This window comes from Microbacterium sp. AC215 (assembly GCF_979258645.1).
The window spans coordinates 902,175-916,812 of sequence record NZ_OZ409869.1; the positions used below are offsets into that span (position 1 = coordinate 902,175).

General features: G+C 67.2%; 16 protein-coding genes. 4 read left to right on the top strand and 12 right to left on the bottom strand.

Going from position 1 to position 14,638, the window contains the following annotated elements; genetic code table 11:
* Positions 1-7: 7 nt before the first annotated feature.
* The 10 genes from ACZZZF_RS04675 to prmC form a co-directional block, all read right to left on the bottom strand.
* Positions 8-907 (bottom strand): F0F1 ATP synthase subunit gamma, encoded by a 900-nt coding sequence (locus ACZZZF_RS04675; protein WP_053095762.1) that lies wholly within the window; start codon positions 905-907, stop codon positions 8-10.
* Positions 908-927: 20 nt separating this feature from the next.
* On the bottom strand, positions 928-2,568 hold the full coding sequence (gene atpA, locus ACZZZF_RS04680) for a F0F1 ATP synthase subunit alpha (RefSeq protein ID WP_053095761.1): 1,641 nt from the start codon (positions 2,566-2,568) through the stop codon (positions 928-930).
* A gap of 47 nt (positions 2,569-2,615) precedes the next feature.
* Positions 2,616-3,404 carry a F0F1 ATP synthase subunit delta gene (locus tag ACZZZF_RS04685; protein ID WP_053095760.1) on the bottom strand — a complete coding sequence of 263 codons (789 nt, stop codon included), beginning with the start codon at positions 3,402-3,404 and terminating at the stop codon, positions 2,616-2,618.
* Positions 3,404-3,958 (bottom strand): F0F1 ATP synthase subunit B, encoded by a 555-nt coding sequence (locus ACZZZF_RS04690; protein ID WP_053095759.1) that lies wholly within the window; start codon positions 3,956-3,958, stop codon positions 3,404-3,406. The genes ACZZZF_RS04685 and ACZZZF_RS04690 overlap by 1 nt, the downstream gene beginning before the upstream one ends.
* Positions 3,959-3,985: 27 nt before the next feature.
* Complete coding sequence (gene atpE, locus ACZZZF_RS04695; RefSeq protein ID WP_042541851.1) at positions 3,986-4,222, bottom strand: ATP synthase F0 subunit C; 237 nt, start codon at positions 4,220-4,222, stop codon at positions 3,986-3,988.
* A gap of 43 nt (positions 4,223-4,265) precedes the next feature.
* Complete coding sequence (gene atpB, locus ACZZZF_RS04700; protein ID WP_053095758.1) at positions 4,266-5,048, bottom strand: F0F1 ATP synthase subunit A; 783 nt, start codon at positions 5,046-5,048, stop codon at positions 4,266-4,268.
* Positions 5,049-5,194: 146 nt separating this feature from the next.
* A complete protein-coding gene (locus tag ACZZZF_RS04705; protein ID WP_463497281.1) occupies positions 5,195-5,770 on the bottom strand; it encodes a hypothetical protein in 576 nt (191 codons plus the stop codon).
* Positions 5,767-6,939 carry an MraY family glycosyltransferase gene (locus tag ACZZZF_RS04710; protein ID WP_053095756.1) on the bottom strand — a complete coding sequence of 391 codons (1,173 nt, stop codon included), beginning with the start codon at positions 6,937-6,939 and terminating at the stop codon, positions 5,767-5,769. Before ACZZZF_RS04710 ends, ACZZZF_RS04705 begins: the two co-directional genes overlap by 4 nt.
* Positions 6,936-7,643, bottom strand: coding sequence for an L-threonylcarbamoyladenylate synthase (locus ACZZZF_RS04715; RefSeq protein WP_053095755.1), 708 nt, complete (start codon positions 7,641-7,643; stop codon positions 6,936-6,938). Before ACZZZF_RS04715 ends, ACZZZF_RS04710 begins: the two co-directional genes overlap by 4 nt.
* 48 nt (positions 7,644-7,691) lie before the next feature.
* Positions 7,692-8,552, bottom strand: coding sequence for a peptide chain release factor N(5)-glutamine methyltransferase (gene prmC, locus ACZZZF_RS04720; protein ID WP_056278391.1), 861 nt, complete (start codon positions 8,550-8,552; stop codon positions 7,692-7,694).
* 99 nt (positions 8,553-8,651) lie between these two features.
* Between prmC and cysK the strand changes: the two genes are divergently transcribed.
* Positions 8,652-9,590: a cysteine synthase A gene (gene cysK, locus ACZZZF_RS04725; protein ID WP_053095753.1), complete on the top strand. Its 939-nt coding sequence runs from the start codon at positions 8,652-8,654 to the stop codon at positions 9,588-9,590.
* Between the two features lie 7 nt (positions 9,591-9,597).
* Positions 9,598-10,167: a serine O-acetyltransferase EpsC gene (gene epsC / locus ACZZZF_RS04730; protein WP_053095752.1), complete on the top strand. Its 570-nt coding sequence runs from the start codon at positions 9,598-9,600 to the stop codon at positions 10,165-10,167.
* A gap of 13 nt (positions 10,168-10,180) precedes the next feature.
* Here the strand turns inward: epsC and ACZZZF_RS04735 are convergent, their stop codons facing one another.
* On the bottom strand, positions 10,181-10,594 hold the full coding sequence (locus ACZZZF_RS04735; protein WP_463497284.1) for a hypothetical protein: 414 nt from the start codon (positions 10,592-10,594) through the stop codon (positions 10,181-10,183).
* A gap of 18 nt (positions 10,595-10,612) precedes the next feature.
* Complete coding sequence (locus ACZZZF_RS04740) at positions 10,613-12,157, bottom strand: CitMHS family transporter (protein WP_320488019.1); 1,545 nt, start codon at positions 12,155-12,157, stop codon at positions 10,613-10,615.
* Positions 12,158-12,314: 157 nt separating this feature from the next.
* Here ACZZZF_RS04740 and ACZZZF_RS04745 point away from each other — a divergent pair, with 157 nt between their 5' ends.
* Together ACZZZF_RS04745 and ACZZZF_RS04750 are read left to right on the top strand one after the other, a co-directional pair.
* Positions 12,315-13,964: a sensor histidine kinase gene (locus tag ACZZZF_RS04745; protein WP_463497287.1), complete on the top strand. Its 1,650-nt coding sequence runs from the start codon at positions 12,315-12,317 to the stop codon at positions 13,962-13,964.
* Complete coding sequence (locus tag ACZZZF_RS04750; protein WP_056278385.1) at positions 13,961-14,614, top strand: response regulator; 654 nt, start codon at positions 13,961-13,963, stop codon at positions 14,612-14,614. The genes ACZZZF_RS04745 and ACZZZF_RS04750 overlap by 4 nt, the downstream gene beginning before the upstream one ends.
* Positions 14,615-14,638 lie beyond the last annotated feature (24 nt).

A 14,638-nucleotide genomic window follows, 5' to 3' on the forward strand; every position in this document is an offset into this window, starting at 1 on the left:
TGATGGTCTATTTGCTCGACGAGAGTGCGTCGGCGCCGCCGACGATCTCCGCGATCTGCTGCGTGATCTCCGCCTGACGCGCGTTGTTGCGCAGACGGGTGTAGTCGGTGATGAGCTTGTCGGCGTTGTCGCTGGCCGACTTCATCGCCTTCTGCGTGGCGGCCTGCTTGGCGGCAGACGACTGCAGGAGAGCGTTGAAGACGCGGCTCTGGATGTACACCGGCAGGATCGCGTCGAGGACTGTCTCGGCATCCGGCTCGAACTCGTACAGCGGGTAGACGGCGCTGCCCGCTTCCGAGTCATCGGCTTCCGCGATCTCCAGCGGGAGCAGTCGCACGGATTCCGGCGACTGCGTCATCATGCTGACGAAGCGGTTGTACACGAGGTGGATCTCGTCGACGCCACCCTCATCCGCACCGCGCGAGAAGTCCTCGAGCAGCGTGGCCGAGATCTCCTCCGCCGTGTGGAACGACGGGGTGTCAGTGTCGCCCGTCCACTCCGCAGCAGCCGCGATGCGGCGGAACTGGAAGTAGCCGACGGCCTTGCGTCCGACGAGGTAGAACACCGGCTCCTTGCCCTGCCCCCGCAGGAGCTCCGCCACCTCGAGACCCTCACGGAGGATCTGCGAGTTGAAGGCTCCGGCGAGACCGCGGTCCGACGAGAAGATCACGACCGCAGAGCGGCGGATCGTCTCGGGCTCGCGGGTGAGCGGGTGGTCGACGTTCGAGTGCGTCGCGACGGCGGACACGGCCCTCGTCACGGCCCGCGCGAAGGGGCTGGACGCTTTGACGCGTGCCATCGCCTTCTGGATGCGCGAAGCCGCGATGAGTTCCATCGCCTTCGTGATCTTCTTGGTCGTCTGAGCAGAAGAGATCTTCTGCTTGTAGACCCTGAGTTGAGCGCCCATGAAATCAGTTCCTCACGCGATTACGCGCGACGACCCTTGACGATCTTCTCCTGGTTGACGTCCTCAGCCTCGGCTGCAGCGTGCTCCTCGTGACCCGGGGCGCCGATGGCCTGCCCCTTGCCACCCTGGAACTCCAGAAGGAAAGCGTCGGTGTGCTTGTCGAGCTCGGCGACGGTGTCGTCATCGAGGACGTTGGTCTCGCGCAGGGTCTCGAGCACCTTCGTGTTGCGACGCAGGTAGTCGAGCAGCTCGCGCTCGAAGCGAAGAACGTCCGAGACCTCGAGGGTGTCGAGCTTGCCCTTCGTTCCGGCCCAGATCGAGACGACCTGCTCCTCGACGGGGTACGGCGAGTACTGAGGCTGCTTGAGCAGCTCCGTCAGGCGCGCTCCACGGGAGAGCTGACGACGCGAAGCCGCGTCGAGGTCGGATGCGAACATCGCGAACGCCTCGAGGGAGCGGTACTGCGCGAGCTCCAGCTTCAACGTTCCGGAGACCTTCTTGATCGACTTGACCTGAGCGTCACCGCCGACTCGCGACACCGAGATACCCACGTCGACCGCCGGACGCTGGTTGGCGTTGAAGAGGTCGGACTGGAGGAAGATCTGGCCGTCGGTGATCGAGATCACGTTGGTCGGAATGTATGCCGAGACGTCGTTCGCCTTGGTCTCGATGATCGGGAGACCGGTCATCGAACCTGCGCCGAGCTCGTCGGACAGCTTCGCGCAACGCTCGAGCAGACGCGAGTGCAGGTAGAAGACGTCACCCGGGTAAGCCTCGCGGCCCGGCGGACGACGCAGGAGAAGCGACACCGCACGGTAGGCCTCAGCCTGCTTCGACAGGTCGTCGAAGATGATGAGGACGTGCTTGCCGCCGTACATCCAGTGCTGGCCGATGGCCGAACCGGTGTAGGGAGCGAGGTACTTGAAACCGGCGGGGTCGGATGCCGGAGCCGCCACGATGGTGGTGTACTCCAGAGCGCCGGCCTCTTCGAGCGCGCCCTTCACCGAAGCGATGGTCGAGCCCTTCTGACCGATGGCGACGTAGATGCAGCGCACCTGCTTGTTGACGTCGCCCGACTCCCAGTTGGCCTTCTGGTTGATGATCGTGTCGATCGCGATGGCCGTCTTGCCGGTCTGGCGGTCACCGATGATCAGCTGACGCTGACCGCGGCCGACGGGGATCATGGCGTCGATGGCCTTGATGCCGGTCTGCATCGGCTCGTGCACCGACTTGCGCTGCATGACACCCGGTGCCTGCAGCTCGAGCTCGCGAACGCCTTCGGTGGCGATGGAGCCGAGGCCGTCGATCGGGTTACCCAGCGGGTCGACGACGCGACCGAGGTAGCCGTCGCCGACGGGAACCGAGAGGACCTCACCCGTGCGGGTGACTTCCTGGCCGGCCTCGACGCCGGTGAAGTCGCCGAGCACGACGACACCGATCTGGTGCTCGTCGAGGTTGAGCGCGAGACCCTTGGTGCCGTCCGCGAAGGTGACGAGTTCGTTCGCCATCACCCCGGGCAGTCCCTCGACATGCGCGATGCCGTCGGCTGCGTCGATGACGGTGCCGACCTCGGTCGCCGCGGCCCCAGTGGGCTCGTATGCTGCGGCGAAGTCCTTCAGCGCGTCACGGATGACGTCGGGGCTGATCGATAGTTCTGCCATTGTCTTCCCTTTGTATCTGGGTGCGCGGTTCCCCGCGCGAAGTCGTGTTAGCCGGCGAGCTTCTGGCGAAGATCGGCGAGACGGGCGGAGATACTGCCGTCGATGACGTCATCGGCGATCTGCACGCGCAGGCCTCCGACGACAGAGGGGTCGTTGACCTCGTTGAGCGAGATCTTGCCGTCGTAACGACGCGAGAGAGCGTCGCTGAGACGGGTGCGCTGTGCGTCGGTGAGCGGTGTGGCGCTGTGCACCGTCGCGACCACACGGTCGCCCTGGTCGGCGACGACCCGCGTCGCACGGGTGAGCATCTGCCGAACGCGACGGTCACGAGGCTGGCGCACCAGCGACGAGACGATCACGGCGGTCGCGTCGCTGACGCCCCCGGCGAGAAGCCTGTCGACGAGCGCGCCCTTGGCGTCTTCGCCCCCGAGGCGGCTTCCGAGCGCGAGCTCGAGCTCCGCGTTCGCGGCGATCACCCGGGTGAAGCCGAAGAGCTCTCCCCCGATGTCAGCCTGCGGTTCGGCGATCGCCGCAGCCCTGATCGCGAGTTCCTCGACGCCGTCCACGAGCTGGGAAGCCGATGACCAGCGCTCGGCGACGACCGTCTTCAGGACGGTCTGCGCGTTCTGCGAGAACCCGCCGAACACCGCGGCGACGACGTTCTGTCGCGCCACGACCGGAGCCGACGGGTCAGCGAGCGCGCCGCTCAAATGAGACGACTCCGCCACGGCGCGTGCGGCTGCGAACAGCTCCCGCGCCGTGTCGAGAGTGACGTCCGTCGCTGCGGCAAGCGTCTGAGTGGATGCCGCGAGTGCCTGAGTGGTCGCGCTGCCCATTACTGAGCCGCCTTCTCGGATGCTTCGAGGTCGGCGAGGAAGCGGTCGACGACCGCGGTCGCACGTGCATCGTCGGAGAGCGTCTCGCCGACCACGCCACCGGCGAGGTCGATCGCGAGCGAGCCGACCTCGCTGCGCAGCGAGACGAGAGCGGTCTGCCGCTCGGCCTCGATCTGCGTGTGCGCGGTCGCGGTGATGCGAGCTGCTTCGCTCGACGCGGCTTCCTTGGCCTCGGCGACGATCTTCTTGCCGTCCTCACGGGCGGCTTCGCGGATCTCACCGGCCTCGGTGCGTGCCTCGGCGAGCTGACGGGTGTACTCCTCGAGCGCGGCCTCAGCCTGCTTCTGTGCTTCGTCCGCCTTGGCGATGTTGCCCTCGATGGCGGCGGACCGCTTGTCGAGCATTGCCGTGAACTTCGGAAGGGCGACCTTCCACACGACGATGAGGATGACGAGGAACCACAGACCCGACCAGATGATGTCGTACCACGCAGGGATCAGAGGGTTGGGTGTTTCACCCTCTGCTGCGAGGTTCGTGACAAGAGCGTTCAGCATCCTGTCTCCTTCAGAAGTCGGTTCGGATTACGGGAAGGGGATGAATCCGACGGCGATGCCGACGAATGCAAGCGCCTCGGTGAAGGCGATACCGATCCACATGAGGACCTGCAGGCGGCCGGCCAGCTCGGGCTGACGAGCGACACCCTCGATGGTCTTGCCGACGACGATACCCACGCCGATGGCCGGACCGATCGCTGCGAGGCCGTAGCCGACCGATGCGAGGTGACCGTTGATGTCTGCGAGAACCGTAGTAGCGTCCACGGGTTTTTCCTTTCGTTGGGTGGGACGGCAGTTGCCGACCCGCTCAGTGCTCTTCTGCGACCGCGAGCTGGATGTAGACCGCGGTGAGGACGGTGAAGACGTATGCCTGGAGAACGGCGACCAGGATCTCGAAGAGAGTGAAGGCGCCGCCGAAGGCGAGGGTTCCGACACCGAGAGCGGCCCAGCCGCCACCTGCGGTGAAGAAGAAGAACTGGGTGGCTGCGAAGCACAGCACCAGGAGCATGTGGCCGACCACCATGTTCATCAGGAGTCGGAGCATCAGCGTGACGGGCCGGATGATGAACGTCGAGAGGAACTCGATCGGCGTCACGATGATGTAGACCGGCCACGGAACGCCGGCCGGGAACAGCGCGTTCTTGAAGAAGCCCAGCGGGCTCTTCTTGATACCCGCGTAGATGAAGGTGATGTAGCTCACCAGCGCGAGCGTCAGCGGCACGGCCGCGATGCTCGTGCCTGCGATGTTCAGGAACGGAATGATTCCCGTGATGTTCATGAACAGCACCATGAAGAAGATGGTGGTGAGGATCGGCAGGAATCGGTTGCCGTCCTTGCGTCCGAGCAGATCGTGCGCGATATTGGTGCGGACGAAGTCCAGCCCCATCTCGACGACGCTCTGGAAGCGTCCGGGGACGATCTTCATACGGCGGGTTCCGAGGACGAGGATCAGCACGACGGCGACCACGGCGAGGAACTGCACGAGGTGGATTCGGTGCACGGGGATACCCGCGACTTCGAAGAGGATCTCCGGGAAGAACTCGTCGATCGAAGGTCCGTGGAACTCGCCGTCAGAGGCGAGTTTGGGCATCAGGGTCGCAGCAAGATTGAACAGCGCGGGCTCCAGCTTCGGGGCACCGGTCAGAACCGGGGCGACGATGGTCGGTGTGCTTCAAGCGCAAGCGCTCGCGGGCGAGCGGCGGGCACGTCTCAACACTATCAGAATAAGAGGGTGTCCTAAGACCGCGGGGGCTGTTCGCCGGAGCCGTCCTGCACAGGGGGTTCGGGCACGATGTGGTGGCGTCCGGGCGCACGATCCTCCGGCACGACGGTCGGCAGCTCCACCCCCGGCGCGCGGTCGATCGGAGCCTCGGAGGGAAGGGACGCGTCGCTCACGTGCGGAAGGCGCATCCGCGTGATGACGATCACGTCGATGACGAGGGTCGCCACCACGCCCGTGACGATCGACAGGAAGAACACCATCGGCTCGATCCACGGCTGCCCGCTCAGGACGATCATGATCACGACGAAGAGACCGAGCTTCAGAAGCCATCCGCCGAGCACGATCGCGAAGAACAGCTGCACGTAGAGCGGATCGCCGAACCAGCGGTTGGCGATGAGGATGCTGAGGGCCGTGATGCCGAGGAACAGCATGGCGAGCACGACGCCCAGCAGGCCGCTGACGAGACCTTCCGTCCCGCCGACGAGGAGGCCGATCGCTCCGGCGACGATCGCGAGGACCGCCATCGAGACCGCGGACCAGATCAGCGTCCTCCGCAGGATCGGATTGCTGGAAACAGGGCTCGGGCTCACGGGGACTCCACGGGTGTCGGGTCGGACTCAGCAGACGCCGCGGGCTTCCGTCGGCGCAGAGGATTCAGGGTGATGACGAGGCACGCGGCGATTCCCACCAGGCCGAACACGACTCCGGGGAGGTACTGGCCGGGCCAGTCCTCACGCGCGCCCACGTACATGAGGAGGACGGCCAGGGAGATGACCGCGGTCCAGGCGTAGAAGATGAGCACGGCGTCGCGGTCGCGGTGGCCGAGGTCGAGCATGCGGTGATGCAGGTGCTTGCGGTCGGGTGAGAACGGCGACTTCCCCGCGTTCATCCGTCGCAGCACTGCGAGCCCGAAATCGAGGAGCGGCAGCAGCACGACCAGAAGAGGGAGGAGGATCGGGATGAACGCGCCGAGGAGCTGCGATCGTCCGAGACGCTCGGGATCGAGGGCCGACGGCTCGAGCTGCCCGGTCACGGCGATCGCGGACGTCGCCATCAGCAGACCGATCACGAGCGCTCCCGAATCGCCCATGAAGAGCTTCGCAGGACTCCAGTTGAACGGGAGGAAGCCGAGGCACGCGCCGATCAGCACTGCGGCGAGGAAGGATGCGAGGTTGAAGTAGCTCGATGCTCCGGTGTCACGCGTCAGGATGTAGGAGTAGGCGAAGAACACGCCGTTCGCGATCAGGCAGACGCCGGCGACGAGGCCGTCGAGGCCGTCGATGAAGTTGACGGCGTTCATCACGATGACGATCGCGAACATTGTGATGGTGATGCTCAGCCAGCTCGAGAAGACGATCAGATCGCCGAACGGCAGGGAGAGGATCTGCAGCCCGCCACCGACGGTGATGATCCCGGCGGCGAGGAACTGTGCGCCGAGCTTGATCATCCAATCGAGATCCCACAGATCGTCGACGACGCCGATGACGGCGATCAAGAGGGATGCGGCGAGGATCGACCACATCGTCTGCGGCGGCATCCACATGGTGGTGAAGAACGGATTCAGAGCCGAGACCCCGATCGCCGCTGCGATGCCGAGGAAGATCGCGACGCCACCGAGACGGGGAGTGGGAGTCGTGTGCACATCCCGCTCTCGGATGCCGGGGTACAGCTTGAAACGCAGGCTCAGCTTCCAGACCGCCCAGGTCAACGCGAAGGTGATCGCGGCGGTCAGGATGATCGTGAGGAGGTACTGCTTCACGAATCCCCGTCCGATTCCGGCGACGGCGCCTCGGGTTCGAGCAGGTCGCCGAGCACCTCCTCCAGCCGTTCGCGGCTGACGGCGCCGGCTCTGAGGATGCGAACACCACCGGCGGCGGGCTCCGCGCCGCGGGGAACCAGGGAGGTCGCGTCGACGATCGTCGACGCGACCCCGTCGCGACTGACGCCGTCTGCGAGATACACCGACACGCTGTCTCCGAGCATCCGCTCGGCATCGAACGCGGAGATCGCCGACTCACGGCCGGTGAGGTTCGCGCTGGAGACGGCCAGCGGTCCGGTCTCCGCCAGGAGCTCCAGCGCGACGCGCCCTTCGGGCATCCTGACGGCGACGGTCCCCTCCGTGTCGCCCAGGTCCCAGACGAGAGAGGGCTGAGCGGGGAGAACGATGGTCAGGCCGCCGGGCCAGAAGGCGTCGACGAGTCGCTGGACGGGCTCGGGAACGGACTCCGCCAGCGCGTGCAGCGTCTCCTTCGTGCCGATGAGCACGGGAGGCGGCTGATTGCGCCCTCGCCCTTTGGCGTCGAGGAGGCGCTGTACGGCAGCGGGAGAGAACGCGTCGGCGGCGACGCCGTAGACCGTGTCGGTGGGCATGACGATGAGTTCGCCGCGGGCGATGGCCTGGCGGGCGTGGCGCATGCCGGCGAGGAGCTGGGCCTCGTCGCCGCAATCGAAGATGGAGGACATGACGATCCGATTCTAGTTGGCGATGTCTGTGCGGTTCGTGTCTGCGCGTCAGGGACGCAGAGCGGTCGTCGCGCGGTCTCGCAAGGTGAGGTCGCGGTGCGTCGCGGCGGCACGCCAGCCGTCGCGCGTGAGGATGCTGCGGATCTCCTCGCCCTGGAGCTCCCCGTGCTCGATCACCAGCAGCCCACCCGGATGCAGCAGCTCGAGCGCACGGACACTGAGCACACGCACGATGTCGAGCCCGTCTTCTCCCCCGTACAGCGCCATCGACGGATCGAAGAGCCGAACCTCAGGGTCACGAGGCACCGCGGCGTCCGGAACGTACGGCGGGTTCGAGATCACGACGGAGGCAGTGCCGTCGAGCTCCGCGAACGCGTGCGCCAGGTCGTCGTTCACGAGCGTGAGGTTGGCCACCCCCGCCGTGTTCCGAGCCGCCCACGGATACGCGTCGGGCGAGAGCTCGGCGGCGAAGATGCGCGCATGGGGCACCTCGGTGGCCATGGCGAGTGCTATCGCCCCGCTGCCGGTGCCGAGATCGATGCCGATCGGGTCGGGAAGCGCGGACCCGAGGAGCGCGTCGATCGCGTACTGCACGACCGTCTCGGTCTCAGGTCGCGGGACGAAGACTCCGGGCCCGACCGCGAGCTCGAGGTGGCGGAACGGCGCCGTTCCGGTGATGTGCTGCAACGGCTCCCTGCTCGCACGACGGGCGACCAGAGCCCGCAACGCCTCGGCGTCCGCCTCCTCCACCGCATCACCGCGGATGATCGATGCCTGCACCTCACCACGCCGCGCGCCGAGGACGTGACCGGCGAGCAGCTCCGCGTCGACGAGAGGATCCGTGACGCCGGCGTCTGCGAGCTGTCGGGCCGCCGCATGCACGGCGGAGGCGAGGGAGAGATCGGACATGGATCAAGCGTAGAGCGCGGCAGGTGTCATATTGCCCACCCCCCTAGGGCTCTCGCCTAGGCTGGAGTGCGCAGTCCCCCGCACAGGAAGGCTCTCCCCATGCCCGGTATCCACTCCGACATCACCTCCGCTTTCGGCAACACTCCCCTGGTTCGTCTGAACCGGGTCACCGAGGGCCTCGGCGCGACAGTTCTCGCCAAGCTCGAGTTCTACAACCCGGCCTCGAGCGTCAAAGACCGGCTCGGCATCGCCATCGTCGACGCTGCGGAGGCCTCGGGCGAGCTGAAGCCCGGAGGCACGATCGTGGAGGCGACCAGCGGCAACACCGGTATCGCGCTGGCGATGGTCGGCGCCGCACGTGGGTACAAGGTGATCCTCACGATGCCCGCGTCGATGTCCAAGGAGCGGCGCCTCCTTCTCAAGGCGTTCGGCGCCGAACTCATCCTCACGGACCCCACGAAGGGCATGACGAACGCGATCGCCGAGGCGGAGGCGATCGCCGCCCGCACTCCGGGTGCCATTCTCGCGAAGCAGTTCGCCAACGAGGCGAACCCCGCGATCCACCGCCGCACGACGGCCGAGGAGATCCTCCGCGACACGGAGGGCTCCGTCGACTACCTCGTCGCCGGCATCGGCACGGGCGGAACCATCACGGGCGTCGGTCAGGTCCTGAAGGAGCGCGTCCCCGGCGTGAAGATCGTCGCCGTCGAACCCAAGGATTCGCCCATCCTCACCGAGGGACACCCCGGGCCGCACAAGATCCAGGGCATCGGACCGAACTTCGTGCCTCCCATCCTCGATCGTGATGTCCTCGACGAGGTCATCGACGTCACGTTCGACGATGCCATCCGTGTCGCGCGCGAGACCGCGAGCCGCGAGGGCATCCTCGTGGGCATGTCGAGCGGAGCCGCGATCTGGGCCGCTCTGCAGGTCGCCCAGCGCCCGGAGGCTGCGGGGAAGACGATCGTCGTCATCATCCCCTCGTTCGGCGAGCGTTACCTCTCGACCGCGCTCTACGAGGATCTGCGCGAGGCCTGAACTCCCGATGGACATGATCGGCCGAATGCGCGAGGACATCGCGGCAGCCCGACTTCGCGACCCCGCCGCGCGCAGCGGCGCCGAGGTGGCACTGCTGTATCCGGGGATGCACGCGATCTGGGCACATCGGGTCTCGCACGCGCTGTGGCGCCGCCGGCTGCGGCTGCTCGCCCGTGCGACATCACAGGTGTCGCGATGGCTCACCGGGATCGAGATCCACCCCGGCGCGCGGATCGGTCGACGCTTCTTCATCGACCATGGCATGGGCGTGGTCATCGGCGAGACGGCAGAGGTCGGCGACGATGTGATGCTGTATCACGGGGTCACTCTCGGCGGCCGCACGCGTGACTCAGGCAAGCGGCATCCGACGCTCGGCGACGGCGTGGCCGTGGGAGCAGGCGCGAAGATCCTCGGACCGATCACGATCGGCGAGGGCTCCGTGGTCGGAGCGAATGCCGTGGTCACGCGCGACGCTCCGGCGGACAGCATCCTCGTCGGCGTGCCGGCCAAGCCCCGCGCACGGGTCATGGGCGAGGACACCCGAGCGGTGCTCACCGCACCCGACTACTCGATCTGAGGCGCCCGCGCTGTCAGGCCGCCCCGCGGCGAGACCTCGCCTTGTCGACCTTCTTGCGAAGGAAGATCAGTGGCAGCAGCACGCTGCCGAGCGCCGTGATCAGCCAGACGATCACCGATCCGAGCAGCCAGCCCACGAGATCGACGATGCGCAGCCCGCCGATCGGCAGCAGGACGACGACCACGAGGGCGATGAGCGTCGAGAAGATGCCGATGCCGCCCATCAGGACCGGTGCATAGCGATCCGCGATCTTGCTGACCCATGGTGAGAGCACGCTCTGCAACACGGCGAAGATCAGGATGCAGAGCACGAACCCCCACCACTGGTCCCACTGGATCTGGAACCCCTCGAGCGCGAGGTCGGCCACGATGAGACCGAGACCGGCCGAGATGACGTACATCAGCGCGCGGAAGAGGAAGGTGATCACGCGCTGAGCCTATCGCTCTCACTGGGCGACGAAGAAGGGGATCGCGCCCGACAGGATGCCGACGGCGAGCATCACGAGCGACACGATCACCGCGCGCCACAGCACCTTCCTGTGGTGATCGCCCAGGTTGACGCTGGCGAGCGAGACGAGCAGCAGGATCGCCGGCACGAGCGGGCTCTGCAGGTGGACCGGCTGACCGATGATCGATGCCCTCGCCATCTCGACGGGGTCGATGCCGAACGTCGCCGCGCTCTGCGACAGCACCGGCAGGATGCCGAAGTAGAAGGCGTCGTTCGACATGAAGAACGTGAACGGGATCGACAGAACACCGGTGATGGGTGCGAGGAAGGGGCCGAGCGCAGGCGGAAGCACGTCGGTGATCCAGGTCGCCATCGCATCGACCATCCCGGTGCCGGTCAGGACGCCGACCAGGACTCCGGCCGCGATCACCATCGAGACGACACCGACGATGCTGGGCGCATGGGCCACGATCTCCGACGCCTGCTCCTTGATCCCTCGGAAGTTGACCAGCAGCGCGACGGCGGCACCGACCATGAACACGTACGGGAGCGGCATGATGTCGAGAACGAGCAGCACCATGACGGCGACGGTGAGCGCGAGGTTGAACCAGATCAGTCGCGGCCTCAGCGTCGGGCGCGCGGGGTCGAGCATGGTGTCCGCCATGGCGGTGTCGGCCGGGTCGACGCTGGCCGCGGCGACGGGCCCTCGCCCACCGGCGACGACGACGATGTTGCCGGTGCGGAGCGCTGCACGGGCGCCGGGCTTCGGTCCGGCACCGCGGAAGATCTTCGGCACTGTAGAAAGAGCACCGCCGTCGGAACCCGTGAGCAGCCCTTCGGAGTCGAGGCGCCCGAGTCGGCGGCGCTCCCCTAGCCCGAGCATCCAGGCGAAGCCCAGCGTCACGACGATGCCGACGCCGAGAGCCGGCAGCATGGGGACGAAGATGTCCGTCGGCTGCAGTCCCAGAGCGGTCGCCGCGCGCACCGTCGGCCCGCCCCAGGGAACGATGTTCAGAGTGCCGTTCATCAAGCCGGCGACGCACGTGAGGACGACCGGACTCATGCCGAGACGGAGGTAGATCGGCAGCATCGCCGACGTCGTGATGATGAACGTCGTCGAGCCGTCGCCGTCGAGCGAGACGGCTCCCGCGAGGATCGCGGTTCCCAGCACGACCTTCGCCGGGTCATCACCGAGAACACGCGTGATCACCCGGATCAGCGGATCGAACAGGCCGACGTCGATCATGATGCCGAAGAACATGATCGCGAACATCAGCAGCGCTGCGGTCGGGGCCATCGTGGCGATCGAATCGAGGATCATGTCGCCCATGCCGAGCCCCGCACCGGCGAACAGCCCGAACACGGTCGGCACGAGGATCAGTGCCACCATGGGCGTCAGTCGCTTCGTCATGATCAGCGTCATGAAGGCCAGCACCATGGTGAATCCCAGGAGGACCAGAACCCATTCGGGCGGCACGAACGCGACGTCGTAGGTCGGCGCCTCTTCTGCGGCCGTGGACAGGCCGGTGAGTGCATCGAGCATGCTGTGACTCCTTCGTCGAAGCTCCGTCGACTGCGACGGATCCTGACGAGACTAGGCAATCCCTCCCCGCAGAGCGCGGTATGCCGCATTCTCGGATGTTGTGCGCGTAGCGTGGGTTCTGCGCATATTGCGCGGGAGCAGAGAGGGAAGGACCACGGTGTCGACGACGACGACGCGACCTCGGTTCGCGACCCGCACGCTGCTGCTGCATCTCGCCACGGTCGCCCTTGTCGTCGTGATGTGCACCGGCGTGTACCTCCTACTCGCCGTGCAGCAGCTTCGCACCGAAGCCGAGTCCACCGCCCTCGGCATCGCCCGGACCCTCGCCGAGGACCCGCAGGTCCGCGACGAGGTCGCACGAATCTCGGCCGCCGAAGAGGCGCCGGACCCGGACGAGCTCAGGAAGGGCGAGCTCGCGCGCCTTGCAGCGGACGTCTCTGACCGCACCGGTGCACTGTTCGTCGTCATCGCCGATGAGGACGGCATCCGCCTCGCCCATCCCACCAGTTCACGCATCGGCCAGATGGTGAGCACACCCTTCGAGGAGGTGCTCGCCGGGAACGAGGTGGTCGACTGGCAGACCGGAACCCTCGGCGAGTCGGCTCGCGCCAAGGTCCCCGTGCTCGACGATGCGGGGATCCCCGTCGGCGAGGTCAGCGTCGGATTCGAGCGCACAGGCGTCTTCGATGACCTGCCTCCGCTGCTCGCGGTGATCGGCATCACCGCCGCCGGTGCCCTGGCGCTGGCTCTCCTCGCGTTCCTGCTGCTGCGCCGTCGCTGGGAGCGCCTGACGCTCGGCGTGCAGCCCGAGGAGCTCGTGGCGCTCGTGCAGAACCAGACAGCAGTGCTGAATGGCGTGGATGACGGCGTCCTGGCCGTCGACACGGCAGGGATCGTGCGGGTGAGCAATGATGCGGCCGATCGGATGCTCGGTCTCGACGCCGCTGTGGGACGACCGCTGGCGGAGCTCTCGCTGCCGACCGCTGTCGTCGAGACCGCGACGGGAGCGCCCACGACATCGAGCACCATCGTGGACCACCGCGTGCTCTACCTCGATTCCCGTCCGGTGATCCGCGACGGGAGGCCGCTCGGACATGTGCTGATCATCCGTGACCGCACCGACCTCATCGCTCTGACGGAGCGACTGGAGACCGTGCAAGCCGTGACCGCCGCCCTGCGCGTGCAGCGTCACGAGTTCGCGAACCGGATGCACGTGGTCGCGGGGCTCATCGACGCAGCCAGGATCGACGATGCCCGGGGATTCCTCGACGAGCTCGTCGAGCGCGGCTCGGTCGCATTCCCCGTCGCCGGGCTCGACCTGCTCAGCGACCCGTTCCTGCACTCTTTCCTGGGCGCCAAGGGGATCGAGGCCGGTGAACGCGGCGTCTCCCTGCGCGTCGCGGACGAGAGCCAGATGATCGGCAGCGTGGCAGAACCGGAGGACGTCGCCGCCGTCGTGGGCAACCTCGTCGACAACGCGGTGACCGCCGCCGTCGCCGGAGCGCGGACTCCCCGCTGGGTCGAGGTCGCGGTGCTCGGAGACGGCGACGCGCTCGTCGTCACGGTCGCAGACTCGGGACCGGGCCTCGCGGGGATCGACCCGATGGCTCCGAGTCAGCCGCGCGACGACGACACAGACCGCGTGCACGGCCGCGGGCTCGGCATCCCGTTGGCTCGAGACATCGCGCGCCGCCGCGGCGGCGATCTCTGGATCATCGACGCAGGAGGCGAGGAGCACGGTGCCGTGTTCGCCGCTCGACTCGGTGGCGCCGTCACCGACACATCGACGACTGAGGAGAACCGATGAACGATCCCCTGCGGGTGCTGATCCTCGACGACGACTTCCGCGTCGGACGACTGCACCGGAGCATCATCGACGACCAGCCCGGATTCTCGGCACTGGAGCCCGTCCGCACCCTCGCCGAGGCACGGGACGGCATCCGCTCATCACGCCCTGACCTCCTCCTGGCGGATGTCTTCCTCCCGGACGGCGACGGCATCGCCCTCGTGCGTGAGAGCGGCGTGGACGCGATCCTCATCTCGGCCGCCGACGACGCGCCGACGATTCGACGCGCGCTCAGATCGGGCGCCGTCGGGTACCTGCTGAAGCCGTTCGATCGTCGGGCGCTCGTCGGTCTGCTCGAGCGCTACGCGCGGTACCGCAACCTGCTCGCCGGAGATCGTCCCCTTCGCCAGGAGGACACCGATCGCGCCCTGGCGATCCTCCACGGATCCGGAGAACCGGTGTCTGTCTCGCGATCCGCGACCGAGCAGCTGGTGCTCGCCGCTCTCGGCGACGGCGAGGCGTCGGCCGCAGAAGTCGGAGAGCGCGTCGGGATCTCGCGCGCCACCGCGCAGCGCCACCTCGCGGCTCTCGCTGCTCGGACGGTCGTGGAGGTCCGCCTGCGCTACGGGGCGACCGGACGGCCGGAGCACCGGTACGCGGCCCGCTCCTGACCCGCGCCGCAGCTCAGCGGCGTC

What these genes read in the sequence shown, in the direction of transcription:
- ACZZZF_RS04690 (WP_053095759.1), bottom strand. Translation starts at nt 3,958, where the DNA reads ATGCTGAACGCTCTTGTCACGAACCTCGCAGCAGAGGGTGAAACACCC.
- prmC (WP_056278391.1), bottom strand. Translation starts at nt 8,552, where the DNA reads ATGTCCGATCTCTCCCTCGCCTCCGCCGTGCATGCGGCGGCCCGACAG.
- ACZZZF_RS04715 (WP_053095755.1), bottom strand. Translation starts at nt 7,643, where the DNA reads ATGTCCTCCATCTTCGATTGCGGCGACGAGGCCCAGCTCCTCGCCGGC.
- ACZZZF_RS04675 (WP_053095762.1), bottom strand. Translation starts at nt 907, where the DNA reads ATGGGCGCTCAACTCAGGGTCTACAAGCAGAAGATCTCTTCTGCTCAG.
- ACZZZF_RS04685 (WP_053095760.1), bottom strand. Translation starts at nt 3,404, where the DNA reads ATGGGCAGCGCGACCACTCAGGCACTCGCGGCATCCACTCAGACGCTT.
- atpB (WP_053095758.1), bottom strand. Translation starts at nt 5,048, where the DNA reads ATGCCCAAACTCGCCTCTGACGGCGAGTTCCACGGACCTTCGATCGAC.
- ACZZZF_RS04740 (WP_320488019.1), bottom strand. Translation starts at nt 12,157, where the DNA reads ATGCTCGATGCACTCACCGGCCTGTCCACGGCCGCAGAAGAGGCGCCG.
- epsC (WP_053095752.1), top strand. Translation starts at nt 9,598, where the DNA reads ATGGACATGATCGGCCGAATGCGCGAGGACATCGCGGCAGCCCGACTT.
- ACZZZF_RS04750 (WP_056278385.1), top strand. Translation starts at nt 13,961, where the DNA reads ATGAACGATCCCCTGCGGGTGCTGATCCTCGACGACGACTTCCGCGTC.
- cysK (WP_053095753.1), top strand. Translation starts at nt 8,652, where the DNA reads ATGCCCGGTATCCACTCCGACATCACCTCCGCTTTCGGCAACACTCCC.
- atpA (WP_053095761.1), bottom strand. Translation starts at nt 2,568, where the DNA reads ATGGCAGAACTATCGATCAGCCCCGACGTCATCCGTGACGCGCTGAAG.